At 68.4% G+C, this 14,273-nt stretch carries 16 protein-coding genes and 1 tRNA gene; 12 read left to right on the forward strand and 5 right to left on the reverse strand.

Annotated features, from left to right (window positions below; all coding sequences use genetic code 11):
* Positions 1–4: 4 nt before the first annotated feature.
* The gene (locus QMO14_RS09000) at positions 5–595 is read right to left on the reverse strand and encodes a DUF2325 domain-containing protein (RefSeq protein WP_301506214.1); all 591 of its coding nucleotides are present in this window, start codon (positions 593–595) and stop codon (positions 5–7) included.
* A 135-nt stretch (positions 596–730) separates the two neighbouring features.
* On the opposite strand from QMO14_RS09000, the gene QMO14_RS09005 reads away from it, so the two are divergent.
* The gene (locus QMO14_RS09005) at positions 731–1,510 is read left to right on the forward strand and encodes an enoyl-CoA hydratase (protein WP_301506216.1); all 780 of its coding nucleotides are present in this window, start codon (positions 731–733) and stop codon (positions 1,508–1,510) included.
* Between the two features lie 15 nt (positions 1,511–1,525).
* Here QMO14_RS09005 and QMO14_RS09010 read toward each other — a convergent pair whose 3' ends face one another.
* Positions 1,526–2,992, reverse strand: coding sequence for a hypothetical protein (locus QMO14_RS09010; RefSeq protein ID WP_301506219.1), 1,467 nt, complete (start codon positions 2,990–2,992; stop codon positions 1,526–1,528).
* On the reverse strand, positions 2,989–3,657 hold the full coding sequence (locus QMO14_RS09015) for a sigma-70 family RNA polymerase sigma factor (protein ID WP_301506220.1): 669 nt from the start codon (positions 3,655–3,657) through the stop codon (positions 2,989–2,991). Before QMO14_RS09015 ends, QMO14_RS09010 begins: the two co-directional genes overlap by 4 nt.
* A 136-nt stretch (positions 3,658–3,793) precedes the next feature.
* On the opposite strand from QMO14_RS09015, the gene QMO14_RS09020 reads away from it, so the two are divergent.
* The 6 genes from QMO14_RS09020 (at position 3,794) to QMO14_RS09045 (ending at position 7,957) form a co-directional block, all read left to right on the forward strand.
* Complete coding sequence (locus tag QMO14_RS09020) at positions 3,794–5,326, forward strand: VWA domain-containing protein (protein WP_301506222.1); 1,533 nt, start codon at positions 3,794–3,796, stop codon at positions 5,324–5,326.
* A gap of 55 nt (positions 5,327–5,381) precedes the next feature.
* A tRNA-Met gene (locus tag QMO14_RS09025) sits at positions 5,382–5,458 on the forward strand.
* Positions 5,459–5,540: 82 nt separating this feature from the next.
* Positions 5,541–5,942 (forward strand): DUF2946 family protein, encoded by a 402-nt coding sequence (locus QMO14_RS09030; protein ID WP_301506224.1) that lies wholly within the window; start codon positions 5,541–5,543, stop codon positions 5,940–5,942.
* 128 nt (positions 5,943–6,070) lie between these two features.
* On the forward strand, positions 6,071–6,685 hold the full coding sequence (locus tag QMO14_RS09035; RefSeq protein ID WP_301506226.1) for an SCO family protein: 615 nt from the start codon (positions 6,071–6,073) through the stop codon (positions 6,683–6,685).
* 33 nt (positions 6,686–6,718) lie between these two features.
* A complete protein-coding gene (locus QMO14_RS09040; RefSeq protein ID WP_301506228.1) occupies positions 6,719–7,198 on the forward strand; it encodes a copper chaperone PCu(A)C in 480 nt (159 codons plus the stop codon).
* A gap of 303 nt (positions 7,199–7,501) precedes the next feature.
* Positions 7,502–7,957: a hypothetical protein gene (locus QMO14_RS09045; RefSeq protein ID WP_301506230.1), complete on the forward strand. Its 456-nt coding sequence runs from the start codon at positions 7,502–7,504 to the stop codon at positions 7,955–7,957.
* A 63-nt stretch (positions 7,958–8,020) separates the two neighbouring features.
* Here QMO14_RS09045 and QMO14_RS09050 read toward each other — a convergent pair whose 3' ends face one another.
* Together QMO14_RS09050 and QMO14_RS09055 are read right to left on the reverse strand one after the other, a co-directional pair.
* Positions 8,021–8,332, reverse strand: a complete 312-nt coding sequence (locus QMO14_RS09050) for a hypothetical protein (RefSeq protein WP_301506232.1) — start codon at positions 8,330–8,332, stop codon at positions 8,021–8,023.
* Between the two features lie 450 nt (positions 8,333–8,782).
* On the reverse strand, positions 8,783–10,423 hold the full coding sequence (locus tag QMO14_RS09055) for a 3-(methylthio)propionyl-CoA ligase (protein ID WP_301506234.1): 1,641 nt from the start codon (positions 10,421–10,423) through the stop codon (positions 8,783–8,785).
* A 121-nt stretch (positions 10,424–10,544) separates the two neighbouring features.
* Here QMO14_RS09055 and QMO14_RS09060 point away from each other — a divergent pair, with 121 nt between their 5' ends.
* From QMO14_RS09060 to QMO14_RS09080, 5 genes are all read left to right on the forward strand, one after another.
* Positions 10,545–11,216, forward strand: a complete 672-nt coding sequence (locus tag QMO14_RS09060) for a nitroreductase (protein WP_301506236.1) — start codon at positions 10,545–10,547, stop codon at positions 11,214–11,216.
* A gap of 73 nt (positions 11,217–11,289) precedes the next feature.
* Complete coding sequence (locus QMO14_RS09065; RefSeq protein ID WP_301506238.1) at positions 11,290–12,084, forward strand: phosphodiesterase; 795 nt, start codon at positions 11,290–11,292, stop codon at positions 12,082–12,084.
* Between the two features lie 130 nt (positions 12,085–12,214).
* On the forward strand, positions 12,215–12,475 hold the full coding sequence (locus QMO14_RS09070) for a hypothetical protein (protein WP_301506240.1): 261 nt from the start codon (positions 12,215–12,217) through the stop codon (positions 12,473–12,475).
* A 32-nt stretch (positions 12,476–12,507) separates the two neighbouring features.
* Positions 12,508–13,275: an AraC family transcriptional regulator gene (locus QMO14_RS09075; RefSeq protein ID WP_301506242.1), complete on the forward strand. Its 768-nt coding sequence runs from the start codon at positions 12,508–12,510 to the stop codon at positions 13,273–13,275.
* Between the two features lie 56 nt (positions 13,276–13,331).
* Positions 13,332–14,264 carry a DMT family transporter gene (locus QMO14_RS09080; RefSeq protein WP_301506244.1) on the forward strand — a complete coding sequence of 311 codons (933 nt, stop codon included), beginning with the start codon at positions 13,332–13,334 and terminating at the stop codon, positions 14,262–14,264.
* Positions 14,265–14,273: the final 9 nt, after the last annotated feature.

The raw sequence follows: 14,273 nt of genomic DNA on the forward strand, positions 1-14,273 counted from the left end.
TCAGTCAGGCACTTTCCGCCGCCGCCGGGCGGCGCACGAACATCATCGGCTGGGGTTCGCCCACCAGTACGCAAGGCTTGCCGGTTCGCCGGCAGTGGTCCTGCACACGCCAGTAGGCGCCGTGGCTCACGCAGCCGGTCTGGCAGATCACGAGGTCGGCCGCGCGCAGGCTGGCTTCGAGCGCGGGGTCGTCCGCATCGTCATCGCCGCCGCCGTGATGCAGGTAGCGGCCGCCGGCGATCTCGACCAACTGGCGCGCGAGCGACGACGGCGCCTCTTCTTCATGACCTACGCACAGCACGGCCTTCTCGCGCAGATCGGCCGGCGGAGGCGGCTCCGACGGCTTCAGGTGGCGCTTGCTGCCCGGCGCCAGCAGCGCGTGCAGCCGCTTCGGCAGCGCGCTGCCGGCCGAGGCGCGCGCCGCGAGCTCCTCGCGCACGATGGCAATGGCCGAATCCCGCGCCACCAGCGCGCCGCGCAGGCGCACGATCTGCGCTTCGAGTCTTTCGACGAGGGTGGCCTGTTCGACCAGCAGGCGCGAGCAGCGCTCCTGTACGCGGGCATAGGCCCGCAGCAGCACGGCATGTTCTTGCATCGGGAACTCCATGGCGGGCATTCTAGATGAGAGGAATTCTCAAATAGATCAATCCACTGCGGATCACCCCGCCGGCCATGCTGGGTATAGTGAAGCGCGTTTTTCTTCCCCTTTCCCGTTCCCCCCGGAGACACCATGAGCTACGAAAACATCGAAGTGCGGACCGAAGCAGGCAAGGTCGGCATCATCACCCTCAACCGCCCCAAGGCCCTGAACGCGCTGAACGACGCGCTCATGACCGAGCTGGGCCAGGCGCTCAAGGCCTTCGATGCCGACGACGCCATCGGCTGCATCATCCTCACCGGCAGCGAGCGCGCCTTCGCGGCCGGCGCCGACATCGCGGCGATGGCCAAGTACAGCTTCATCGACACCTACAAGGGCGACTACATCACCCGCAACTGGGAAACCATCCGTTCGATCCGCAAGCCGGTGATCGGCGCGGTGGCCGGCTTCGCGCTGGGCGGCGGCTGCGAGCTGGCGATGATGTGCGACTTCATCATCGCGGCGGACAACGCCAAGTTCGGCCAGCCCGAGATCAAGATCGGCGTGATTCCCGGCGCCGGCGGCACGCAGCGCCTGCCGCGCGCGGTCGGCAAGAGCAAGGCCATGGACATGGTGCTCACCGCCCGCATGATGGACGCGGCCGAAGCCGAGCGCGCCGGCCTCGTCAGCCGCGTGGTGCCTTTCGAGAAGCTCGCCGACGAGGCGCTGGGTGCGGCACTGATCATCTGCGGCTTCTCGCAGATCTCGGTGATCGCGGCGAAGGAGTCGGTCAACCGCGCCTTCGAAAGCGGCCTGAGCGACGGCGTGATGTTCGAACGGCGCCTGTTCCACGCGCTGTTCGCCACGCAGGACCAGAAGGAAGGCATGGACGCCTTCCTGACCAAGCGCCAGCCGGACTTCAAGAACGCCTGACGCCGGCCGGGCCGGTCAGCGCGTAGACAGCAGCGACCGCAGCGCGTCGAGCGCCTGGGCCGGCGGCGTGCCGACCCAGGCCGCACCGCCGGGCTGCGGCGTCCAGCGCACCTGGTTGCCGGCGATCTCCAGCACGGCGACCAGCGAGTTACCCCGATAAAGCTCGAGCCGCGCCTCCACCGGTGCGGCCAGCGGTTCGTCGGGCGCCGTGGCCGAGCGCGCGACGGTGCCCACCAGAGCCGCCAAGCCTTCGATGTCGCCGCGCTCGCGGCGCACGCTCTCGCCGTTGCGCGTGAAGCCCAGGGAAGTCCATCGATCCAGCACCGAGAAAGGCGCAGCGCTTCGCGGCGCGATGGCCTTTGCCGCCGATGGTGCAGGTGCGGACGGGCGCACCGCGCCAGAGGCACCCGCGCCAGCGTTGCCCTGCTGGGCGAGCGCAGGCGCGGAATCCTGGAGCGGTTCGCGATGCAGCGGCGCCGCGCCAGGTGCGGGCGCGGGAACGACGGCTGACGGCGGCAGCGCAGGCGCGGCTGCCGCAGGGGCGCCCGCCGCATAGGCACGGCGCCGCTGTTCACCTTCCGCCTGTGCTTCCCGGCGCTCATCGCGCGCGATGGGCGCCGGCGGTGGGGCCGGCGCAGCCTGCTCGGCCATGGCCGGAGGCGGCGGAGCCGGTGCGATCGACGCAGACGGCGCAGACGGTGCGACAGGAGCCGGAGCAGCCGGAACAACCGGAGCGATAGGCGCAGCAGGCGCCGCTTGCAGCAGCGGAGGCGCCGGCTCGGCTTTCCGTGCGGCATCCGCGCTCGCCGCGTTGGCCGCCTCCTTGGGAGCCCTCTTGGCGGAAGAGTCTGCCGACTCGCGCGCAATCCTCGCGCGTTGCTCAGATTCGGGCGCAGGCGCTGCGGGCGCTTTTGCAGGCGCCGGTGCAGCTGCGGCGGGCGCCGGCTGCGTATCTGCCTGCGCATCAGTCTCTGCCGGCGGTTGGGCCGGCTTAGGTGCAGCCGGCTCGGCGGGCGCGGCCGGAGCAGCGGGTGCAGGCAGCGCTGCAGGTGCCTGTGCCTGTGCCTGTGCCTGTGCCTGTGCCTGTGCCTGTGCCTGTGCCTGTGCCTGTGCCGGCGCCGGTACAGTCGCTTCGCCCACGCGCGCTTCACCGTCGAGCCGCGCATCCGGCACGGGCTCCTTGTGCCAGAGCACCGTCACGAAAGCGGCCACCAGCACGGTGGCGAAGGCGGCATTCCACGGCATGCGCGCATGCGGCTCGCCGCCACCGAAAAGACGCCGCCACCAGGGCGCGGCGCTCGCGTTGTTGGCCGCGGGGGCAGCGCTGGCCGGCGCGGCGGCGAGGTTGTGCGCCATTTTCAGGATCGCATCGCGCGTGCGCGGATGCGGCGTGGCCTCGCTGTCGGGCGCATGGTCCAGAGCGCGGCGCAGCGCCGGGTCGCGCAGGTCGTCGAATCCGGAGTTGTCGTTGCCGCCGCTCATGCCCGCTTCTCCAGCACCGACAGATAGCGCTCCATGCAGCCGCGCAGTTTCTGCAGGCCGTAGCGCAGCCTGCTGCGCACGGTCTCGAAGCCGATCTCCAGGCTCGCGGCCAGCGCCTCGACGGTGAGACCATCTTCATGGTGCAGCAGGAACGCGGCGCGCTGCTCGGCCGGGAGTTCGTCGAGACAGGTCAGCAGGCGGCGGCCCGCGGCGCGCCAGAACGCGAGTTCCTCTGCTGACGGGTGGGACGCCGCATCGGCCGCCGCACCACGCACGCCGTGTTCGAGCGTGGGCACGGGGTTGCCGTCGTCGTCCGCATGCGCTTCGAGCGTCACTTCGCGCCCGCTCACGCGCAGGCGGTCCATGGCGAGGTTGTGCGCGATGGTGAAGGCCCAGGTGCGCCATGCCGCCCCCTGCGGCGAGAAGCTCTCGCGCGCCGAGATGATCCGCACCCAGGTGTCCTGGAACACCTCGTCGGCCTGCGCCGCGAGCCGCGCGCCGAGCAGGCGCTTGACGAAGCGGAACAGCCCGCCCTCGTGGCGCGCGTAGAGCACGTCGAACGCGGCGGCATCGCCCTGCGCGTAGGCCAGCATCAACTGATCGTCGGGCATGGCCTGGCGCTCGGGGGCGTTCTTGGCTGAAGGGGCGCGGGGAAGCGCGGACATCGGAGGATTTTCACCCGAGCTTGTACGGGCCAAGAGGCGCACCGGGGTTCGGAGCGGCAAAAAAATTCACGACCGACTAACCCCGTTGGCGCAGGCGGGCCGTATCAGCCAGCACCCAACCACCCGGAGTGCTTCCATGACCCAGCCTTTCGTTTCCCGGTTTCGCCGCCCGCTCGTCGTGCTGCTGTGCGCCCAATTGCTGCTGAGCGCCAGCGGCGCCACCGAAATCCCCGCCACCGGCAGCGCCGTGCGCCGGCCAACGCCCGCGCCCGACAGCCGCGCGCTGCCGACGCAGATGGTGCCGAACTTCGAGGCGCCCTCCGCCACGCACTGCGCACGGCCGGTGCGGACCTACGAGACGCCAGGCATGCCGCGCGCCTCCAGCGCGCGGGAGGAACGCAGGTACGCCGAACTGTCGAAGGAATACAGGGCGAGCCCCTCCGTCGTGCCTTCGCCCACGACGCCAAAGCCGATGGCGGCGCCCGCAGCCAGGTCGGCACCGGCTGGAGCGGCTCTCGCCGATGCCATCGCGGAAGCACCGCCGGCCTCGATCGCACCTGTCGCGCCCGCCCCGGCGGCTCGCGTATCCGGCGAACTTCAGGCACCTGTACAGGCCCAGCGCCCGGCCAACGAGCCCGTCACCGCCGGCATGGTCGACGACAACGCCGACTTCAGCGAATACCTGGCCTTCCACGGCCGCACGCAGGTCCCGCACCGCGAGCGCGACATCAGCGTGCGCTACCTGCTGCAGGTGCGCGATGCGCGCGGCGTGGTCGTGCCCGATGCCGAAGTGGCGGTGCAGGCCGCCAACGGCGCCGCGATGTGGGCCCGCACCGACGCGGGCGGGCGCGCATGGCTGCATCCGAACGCCTTCGACAAGGCGCAGAGCGCGATCTATGAAGTCACCGTGCGCAAGAACGGGCGCCAGAGCACTGCCTTCCTGCAGCGCGGACAGAAGAACGCGGTCGACGTGGTGCTCGGCGGCAAGCCCGGCGCCGTGCCTGCGCGCGCCAGGCTCGACCTTGTCTTCCTGATCGATGCCACCGGCTCGATGGACGACGAGATCGCCAGGCTCAAGGCCACCCTGCGCACCATCGCCGACCAGGTCGCCCGACTGCCCAGCCGCCCGGACACCTGCTTCGGCCTCGTGGCATATCGCGACCGGGGCGATGAGTTCCTGGTGCGCCGCCACGACTTCACCAACGACCTGAACGCCTTCCAGGGCGTGCTCGACGCGCTGCGCGCCGCGGGCGGTGGCGACTACCCCGAGGCGATGAACGAGGCGCTCAACGAAACCGTCCACAAGCTGAGCTGGCGCGGCAACGACACCACCCGCCTCGTGGTGCTGCTGGCCGACGCGCCGCCGCATCTCGACTACGGCGGCCCCCAATACGACGACGACATGGTCGCCGCGCTGGGCAAGGGCATCAAGGTGTTCAGCGTGGGTGCATCGGGCCTGGACAAGCAGGGCGAATACATCCAGCGCCAGATAGCGCAGTACACCGGCGGGCGCTTCGTGTTCCTGACCTACAAGGAGGCGACGAACCCGGCGAGCGGCCCGGGAACGCAGACCGTGCACGACGTCGGCAACTACTCGGTGCAGACGCTGGACAAGCTGATCGTGCGGCTGGTTTCCGAAGAATTGGGCAAGTTGCCGGCGGGTGGTTGAGCGGCGGCTTCGGACTGGGCTATAATCGCAGGCTCGGTGTGCAACACCACCGAACGGCTCTTTAGCTCAGTCGGTTAGAGCGATGGAATCATAATCCACAGGTCCGCGGTTCGAGTCCGTGAAGAGCCACCAAAACAAACGAAAAGCCTTGCAGGTCAACGACTTGCAAGGCTTTTTTTCTTTGCGGCGCGGCACTGGCCGATAATCCCCGGCGATGCCCGCGACGCCTTTCCGAGCCCCACCCAGCCGCCCCGGCCTGGCACTGCCGCGGCCGGGCGTCGGCCTGATCCGCTGGGCGCTGCTGTGGTTCGCGCTCTCGCTGGGCGTGGCCATGGCCTCACCGCTCGTGCATCCGCAAACGGTGGAGCTGGTCTGCTCGAACGCCGGATCGCTCAAGGCCATCGTGCACACCGACGACGGCTCGCAGGAGCTGGGCGCGGGCCACATGGACTGCCCGCTGTGCGTGCTCACCGGCGCCCCGCCCGCGACGACGCCCACCGTCGAGCTGCCGGCGTTCGCGCCGCTGGCCCGCGTGGCGCGGCCGGTTCCGTCGGCGCACATTGCAGCGGCCGCCACCGCACCGCTGCCGGCGCGCGGACCTCCCTCGCTCGTCTGAGGCTTCCTCCCCAGTTCCCGCGCGCGTGATGCCGGCGCCTCCCGACGAGGCCCGTCGCAAGTCTGCCGCGCGCGTTCCTGCCACGAATCCATCGGCGCCTCCTGCGGGCGCCGGAGCGAGTCCATTCAATGCCCAGAGAAAAACCCCACTACCCGACGCGGCGCCGCCTGCTGCTATCCGGCGGCAGCCTCATTGCGTTCACGACCCTCGCAGCCTGCGACAAGGTGCTGCCCGCCCGCTTCAACGGCGTCGACATCACCGGCGCCAACTACGCGCGGGACTTTCGCCTGACCGACGCCGACGGCCGCGAGCGCACGCTGGCCGACTTCAAGGGCAAGGCCGTGATGATGTTCTTCGGTTTCACCCAATGCCCCGACGTCTGCCCCACCGCCCTCGTGCGCGCGGCCGAGATCAAGCGGCTGCTCGGCAGCGACGGCGATCGCCTGCAGGTGATCTTCGTCACCGTCGACCCCGAGCGCGATTCGCCCGTCGTGCTCAAGGCCTACACGCAGGCCTTCGACCCGAGCTTCATCGGCCTGTACGGCGACCTGCAGCGCACCAGCGAGACCGCGAAGGACTTCAAGGTGTTCTACAAGAAGGTGCCCACCGGCTCCTCGTACACCATGGACCATTCGGCCTTCAGCTATGTGTTCGACCCCAAGGGCAAGATCCGCGTCGTGCTGCGCCACGAGCAGAGCGCGCAGGAATGCGCCGAAGACCTTCGCAGGATCCTGCAGGCCTGACTTTCATCATTCAAATCCAAGGAGATACCGACCATGAAGAACCGCATTGCACACATCCTCGCCATCACCGGCGCCGCGCTGCTCACCGCGCATGCCGCGAACGCGCAGGTCACCGTCAAGGACGCCTGGGTGCGCGCCACCGTGCCGCAGCAGAAGGCCACCGGCGCGTTCATGCAGCTCAGCGCCGCGAAAGACACCAAGCTGGTCTCGGCCAGTTCGCCCGTCACGCCCGTGGTGGAAGTGCACGAGATGGCCATGCAGGACAACGTGATGCGCATGCGCCAGATCCCCGCGCTCGAGCTGCCCGCAGGCAAGACCGTCGAGCTCAAGCCCGGCGGCTATCACGTGATGCTGCTCGACCTCAAGCAGCAGGTGAAGGAAGGCGACACGGTGCCGCTCACGCTCACCTTCGAGGGCAAGGACGGCAAGCGCGAGACGCTGGAGGTGAAGGCGCCGGTGCGGGCGCTGAATGCGTCGGCGCAGCCTGCGGGGCATGGCGGGCACAAGCACTGACCACGCCCGCCAGCTTTGCCTGTAGACCGGCCAGAGGGAATACCCTATTTCGGTGATGGCGCTCGTCCTGCGGAGGCACAAGAATTGTTGACAAATATTCACAATCCATCCCCTCGCCGGCCAGCCCCTTCGTGAGCTGGATTCCCCGGGGCGCATGAGTTGTCCAGGGTGCCGGGAGGCGTTCTCTCTGTCTCTGCTCCAACTGGTCAACATGGCGCGGCATCGAAGGCCGAGGGAGGTGATCACAGGGGTTCGTCAGTGCCGCTCAGATACCTTCTCCGCCTGGAGCATGCTCGCCTGCCCATGCACGTGACCGACGCGCAGGACGTGCGGCGCGTGTCCGTCCTGAAAGCCACCGGCCTCATCGAGGCCGCCATCGATCCCGCTTTCGATACCGGCCATGGCAGCTACAGGCTGGCACAGGCCGCGCTGGTGGTCTGCATCACGGAGGAAGGGCACGCCGAGATCGAAAAGCTGCGCGGCCAAGGCGGCGCGGTTTCGGCGTCGAGAAAAAAGAAGACGAGCCTGGAGCCGCTCGACTACCTGCGCAAGATAGAACGTTCGGCCTTCCCCCTTCGGGTGGAGGACCCGTATGAAATCAGTTGCATCGGCGTGCTGAAGCAGGCCGGGTTCGTCGATGCGGCCATCAGCCCCGAACTCGCATGGAAGGATACCGAGGGGTCGCCGCAGGAGCTGGCGGTGATCCGCCGCATCACGCCGTTCGGGCGGGCGCAGCTCGCGCGTGGCGCAACCAGGTGATTTCGCGGCATCCGGAATTGCGACGGACCGGGTCCGCGACCCGGCCGGTCGCGCTTCATTCGCCTACATCCGCGCCGTTTCGAGCGATTCGCACTGCCCTTCGATGCCGGCGTGCAGCATGCCCAGCGATGCGATCAGCAGGCGCTGGATCGACGAGCGATGAACTTCGTCGAGCAAGGGCTGCACTGCGTCGCGGCGCCCTTCGTCCCATGCGAGCAGTTGCATCAGCGTGTGCGCGCCATCGATCACGTCGCGTGCATCGTTGAGGAACAACGCTCGCCGTCGTTCCTCGTGATCGAGCTCGTCAACGGGGCTCCATGCGAACGGCTTGAACTCCGCGCTCTTGGTTTGCGCGGTACTTGATGAATCGGCCATGTCGGCCCTCCCTGTCGGTTCTGCTTTGCTGCAACCGGCGCATCCGCTGTCAAACGAAGGCGGCGGCTCGAACAGGTTGACAGACCGGGAACCGCTAGGCGAAACCGGCAGGGCGCGAGCCCTCCCATCCGAGCCGCCAAAAGGAAGCCGGAATGGCAAAAGCCGCAAACCAATTGCGGTATGCGGCTTTCACCGCGGTTCTTTCAGGCTGTCAAACCTGGCCTCGCTGGTCGCGAAGCGGTCTGGAATGTAGCCGTCCGCCCTACCCTCGTCAATCGAGGTCGAATCTCTCGCATCCGAGCGGCTCGCATGAACTTGCGCCGGGCAGGCACCGCTGCCTATTCAACAGGCAACGTGGCGGGAAGCCCCGCCAGTCATGGCTCAGCCTTCCCGCCTCCACCCTCCACCCACAGAGTTGTCCACAGAAAAATCGAACAAGTCACCGAACTGTCAAACAGATGTCGTCGCCACGTAACCTTTGAACTGTTCGCGCAGCTTTGTCTTCAGCAATTTGCCAGTGGCCGTGTGCGGCAGGCTGTCGACGAAGACCACGTCTTCCGGTAGCCACCATTTCGCGACGCGCTCCGCGAGGAATGTGAGCAGTTCCTCGCGCGTGGCTTCCATGCCCGCACGCTTCACCACGATGAGCAGCGGACGCTCCTGCCACTTCGGATGCGCGATGCCGATCACCGCCGCCTCGGCCACCGCCGGGTGTGTGCTCGCCGCGTTCTCGAGATCGATGGACGAGATCCACTCGCCGCCCGACTTGATGACGTCCTTCGCGCGATCGACGAGTTGCACGTAGCCGTCCTCGTCGATGTTGGCGACGTCGCCCGTCGGAAAGAAGCCCTCGGCATCGAGCACCGGCCCGCCCTCGCTCTTGAAGTAGCCGCTCGCAATCCACGGACCGCGCACGTGCAGGTGGCCGAAGGCCTTGCCGTCGTGCGGCAGGCGCTGGCCGTCTTCGCCGACGATCTTCAGTTCCACGCCCCATACGCCACGGCCCTGGCGCATCTTCACGCGCGTCTGCTCTTCCTTCGGCATCGACAGGTGCTTGGGCAGCAGGTTGCCTATCACGCCGATGGGGCTGGTCTCGGTCATGCCCCAGCCCTGCACGAAGTCGGCGCCGAAGTCGCGCTCGAAGCGCTCGATCATGCTGCGCGGCGTGGCGGCGCCGCCCACGCCGATGCGCTTCAGGCCGATGGCGCGCGTGTCGATCTCGGGGTGCGCATCGAAGTACTGGAACAGCATCAGCCAGATGGTGGGCACGGCCTGCGAGAAGCCGACCTTCTCGTCGCGCATCAGCTCGTACAGGCTCTGGCCGTCCATGTGCGGGCCGGGCATGACCAGCTTCATGCCGGTCATCGCCGCCGCATACGGCATGCCCCATGCGTTGGCGTGGAACATCGGCACCGCGAGCAGCAGCGTCATCTGCGAGTTGACGCCGAAGGTGTCGGGTGCGCACTCCATCAGCGAGTGCAGCACGGTGGATCGATGCGAATACAGCACGCCCTTCGGATTGCCCGTGGTGCCCGAGGTGTAGCAAAGCGACGATGCTGTGCGCTCGTCGAACTCGGGCCACCCGTACTGCTCGCTCTGCGAGCCCACGAGCTCGTCGAAGCACAGCAGATTGGGCACGTCGATGGACGGCATGTGCGCGCGGTCGGTCATCGCGATGAAGGCCCGCACCGACTTCAGCGCCGGCGCGAGCTTCTCGACCAGCGGAGCGAAGGTGGTGTCGAAGAACAGCACCTTGTCTTCGGCATGGTTGACGATGTAGTCGATCTGCTCCGGAAAGAGCCGCGGGTTCACCGTGTGCAGCACCGCGCCCGAGCCCGACACGCCGAAGTACAGCGCCAGATGCCGCCACGTGTTCCACGCCAGCGTGCCGACGCGGTCGCCGGACTCGATGCCCAGCGTCTTCAGCGCATTGGCCACCTGCTTGGAATGGCGCTGTATCTCCGCGTAGTTGGTGCGGTGCAGCGGCCCCTCCACCGTGCGGCCCACCACTTCGGCATGCGGGTGGAAGTTGGCCGCGTAGTCGATGAGCGACGAGATCAGCAGCGGGCGGTCTTGCATCAATCCGAACATGTCTTGTCTCCTGTACGCTGGCCGGATGCTAGGCAGCGGCCATGCCGTGCGGCATCGTCGGAAGAGACGATTGAGGCCATCCGAGGGTTGCCCCTAGCATCCGCTTCAAGAGGACTTTTCCATGCACCTTCAGGACGCCATCGCCACCCGCCGCTCGGTGCGCGACTTTCTAGACACGCCCGTCTCCGGCGACGTGATCCGCCGCGTGCTGCAGCAGGCATTGCGCGCGCCTTCGGGCGGCAACCTGCAGCCCTGGCACCTGCATGTGGTGGGCGGCGAAAGGCTCGCCGAGCTCAAGGCCATCATGCGCACGCGCGTGCATGAGGCGCCCGCCGGCGAAGGCAGCGAGTACGACATCTATCCGCGCGAGCTGGTCGCGCCCTACCGCGACCGCCGCTTCGCCGTGGGCGAGGCGATGTACGAGCTGCTGGGCATTCCGCGCGAAGACAAGGCCGCGCGCCGCGAATGGTTCGCGCGCAACTACCAGTTCTTCGGCGCGCCGCTCGCGCTGTTCTGCAGCGTCGACCGCCGCATGGGCCCGCCGCAGTGGTCCGACCTGGGCATGGTGCTGCAGAACATCATGCTGCTGTTGCGCGCCGAGGGCCTGGACAGCTGCCCGCAGGAATGCTGGGCGATCTACCCGCAGACCATCGGCAGCTTCATCGGCCTGCCGCCCGAGCGCATGCTCTTCACCGGCATGGCCATCGGCTACGCCGACCGCAGCCGGCCGCTCGATGCGCTCGTGACCGAGCGCGCGCCGCTGTCGGAGGTGGCGGAGTTCGTCGGCATCTGAGCGCGGGCCCTGCCCCGGCCGCGGAACGGATCGTGCTAGCCCTCGTGGCACAACGAACAGCACGAGACGCCACATGCTCATCGCACAGATCTCCGACCCGCACATCCGCCCCGCAGGCCAGCTCTACCAGGGCGTGGCCGACTCGAACCGCATGTTCGGGGAAGCCGTCGACCACCTGCACGCGCTCGACCGCCGCCCCGATCTCGTGCTGGTGACCGGCGACCTCGTCGACGAGGGCCGCCCCAAGGAATACGCGCAGGCGCGGCGCCTGCTCGCGAAGCTGGAGATCCCGTACCTCGTGATCCCCGGCAACCACGACCACCGCGAGAACTTCCGCGCCGCCTTCGCCGACCACGCTTACCTGCCGGCCGAGGGTGCGCTGCACTACTGCATCGACGACCATCCGGTGCGCATCGTGGCTCTGGACTCGTGCATCCCCGGCCTCCATCACGGCGGTATCGACGCGCAGGGCCTCGCATGGCTGCGGCGCACGCTGGAGTCCGACCGCATCAAGCCCACGCTGCTGATGCTGCACCATCCGCCCTTCATCAGCGGCATTCCCTACATGGACGCGTACCGCTGCATGGACACCATGCCGCTCGAAGCCATAGTGCGCGGAGCCCCCAACATAGAGCTGGTGCTGTGCGGCCACGTGCACCGCACGATGCTGCGCCGCTGGGCCGGCACCGTCGTGTGCTCCTGCCCGAGCAGCACGACCGAGATCGCGCTGCAGTTGGCCGAAGGCGCGGCGCCGGCCTCGTACATGGGCCGGCCGGGCTGCATGCTGCACCTGTGGAGCGAGGCGCATGGCATGGTGAGCCATGTCAGCCACATCGGGGCGATGGAAGGGCCGTTTCCGTTCGCCTGAGCAGGCGAGCGTTCAGGCGCTCAGGATCTCTTCAGGCAATGCGGACAGAATCCGCGCCAGGTCCCGCAAGGAACGCCGAAGCCACGAGAAGGACGCGAAGAGGCCGCCCCAATCGACAAGGAGTCACCTGATGCAGAAACAACAACCGCCCTACTGGTTTCCCGCCAAACGCTACGGCTGGGGCTGGAGTCTTCCCAACCGCTGGCAGGGCTGGGTGGTGGTCGCCATCTACGCCGCGCTGGTGCTGGCCGCCGTGTATTCCCTTCATCCGGAGCGCGAACCGCTGCGTTTCTTTCTCGGCCTCGCGATCCCGACCATCGCGCTCGTCGTGGTCTGCTGGCTGAAGGGCGAGCCGCCGCGCTGGCGCTGGGGCGACGACAACCAGAAATAGCCCCCCGGCGGCCCCGCGCGCAGAATGCCGCCATGCCCCACGACCGCACGCTCCTCTACGCCGGGCGCGAGTTCACGGTGGAGCACCTGCGATCGCATGGGAAGGAAGAGCCTGGCTGGAGTGGCCCCTACACGCTCGAATCGCGCCGCATCGTCTTCCCTGCCGGCCGCGCGATGCTCGACTTGCGTTGGGGCGAAAGCACCTGGCAGATCGACGGGCTGACCGCCATGCATCTGGCCGATGCCATGGTCTACCAGTTGCGCGCCGCAACACAGGCGACGCAGCGCAGCGTGATCGTCAGCCGCCACCATCCAGGTCGCGCCGACGACGCAACGCCTGCGTTCTGCCTGCTCTCGCCAAGGTCGCTGTACCGGATTCACGCGGCCCAGCGCCAGTTGCGCGCGGGCGACGGCGGCGCACTGGCCATCGCGTCGCTGGTCGACGAGTTTGGAACGGCCCGACGGCAGTCGCCGCTGACGGGCGCGGTCGCACGCGCCAGGCGGCTGCTTGCCGAAACCGCCGATCGCGGCACGCGGCTCTCGCTGCACGAACTCGCCGACGCGGTCTCGCGCTCGCCCTTCCATCTGGCTCGCAGCTTCCGCCAGCACACCGGCCTGAGCCTCCACCAGTACCGCCTGCACCTGCGCCTCGCCTCGGCCATGGAGCGCCTGGTCGATGGCGACACCGACCTCGCCGGCATCGCGCACGACCTCGGCTACTGCAGCCAGAGCCACCTCGGCGCGGTGTTCAGGCGCGAAATCGGCATCACGCTCGGCGAAGCCCGACGCGCACTGGCATGACGACCGGCGCACGAATTTGATAGCCATCGCACTGCGCGGTCGCGAGACTGCGGGCGATGCTGGATCGCAACCTCCTCACCGGCCTGCTCGCTGCCCTGGCCGCCGCCTTCATCGGCAGCGCATGGCAACTCGTCTCGCGCCACGGCGTGACCACCACGCTCGGTCCCATCGACCTCGCGCTGCTGCGCTACGGCATTCCCGCGCTGCTGCTCGCGCCCCTTTGGTTCGGCAAGAAGCGCATCGCGCCGAAGGCATCGCTGCCCGCGCTCGTGCTGCTCGCCGCAGGTGGCGGCTTGCCCTTCGGCCTGCTGGTGCTGGCCGGCGCGCAATGGGCGCCCGCGAGCCACATGGGCATCTTCATGGCGGGCAGCCTGCCGCTCTTCACCGCCATCGGCGCGTGGCTGCACAAGGGGCAGAAGATCGAAGGCATCAGGCTCGTCGGGCTGGCTTGCATCGCGGTCGGTATGGCGCTGTTCGCAATGGGCAGCTTCAGCGGTGGCGGCGGTTCGAACGACTGGCGCGGTGATGTTCTCTTTCTTGCAGCGGCCGTACTGTGGGCGGCGCACTCGCTCGCGTTCGCGCACTGCGGACTCACGCCATGGCAGGGCGCGGCGTTCGTGAACGGATGGTCGGCGCTGCTGCTGGCGCTGCTCGTGCTGCCGTTCGCCGGCGTACCGAAGCTGCTCACCGCCCCATGGCCCGATGTCGCATTGCAGGCCACGACGCAGGGCGTGGTCGCCGGCCTGCTCGGGCTGGTGGTCTACATGGTCGCCGTCGCCAGGCTCGGCGCATCGCGCGCATCGCTCTCGGCGGCACTGGCGCCGGTGCTGACCACGCTGGGCGCTGCGGCGTGGATGAATGAGCCCATCACCGGCGCGGTGCTGCTGGCGCTGGCGCTGGTGGTGCCGGGGATCGTGCTGGCGAGCGGGGCAATTCGTTGGCGCGGCGCGTGGCGAAAGACGAACGAGGAGACGCGACCGTCGACCTGACGCCGGCAG

Source organism: Variovorax sp. CAN15, assembly GCF_030462475.1.
Taxonomy (GTDB): domain Bacteria; phylum Pseudomonadota; class Gammaproteobacteria; order Burkholderiales; family Burkholderiaceae_C; genus Variovorax.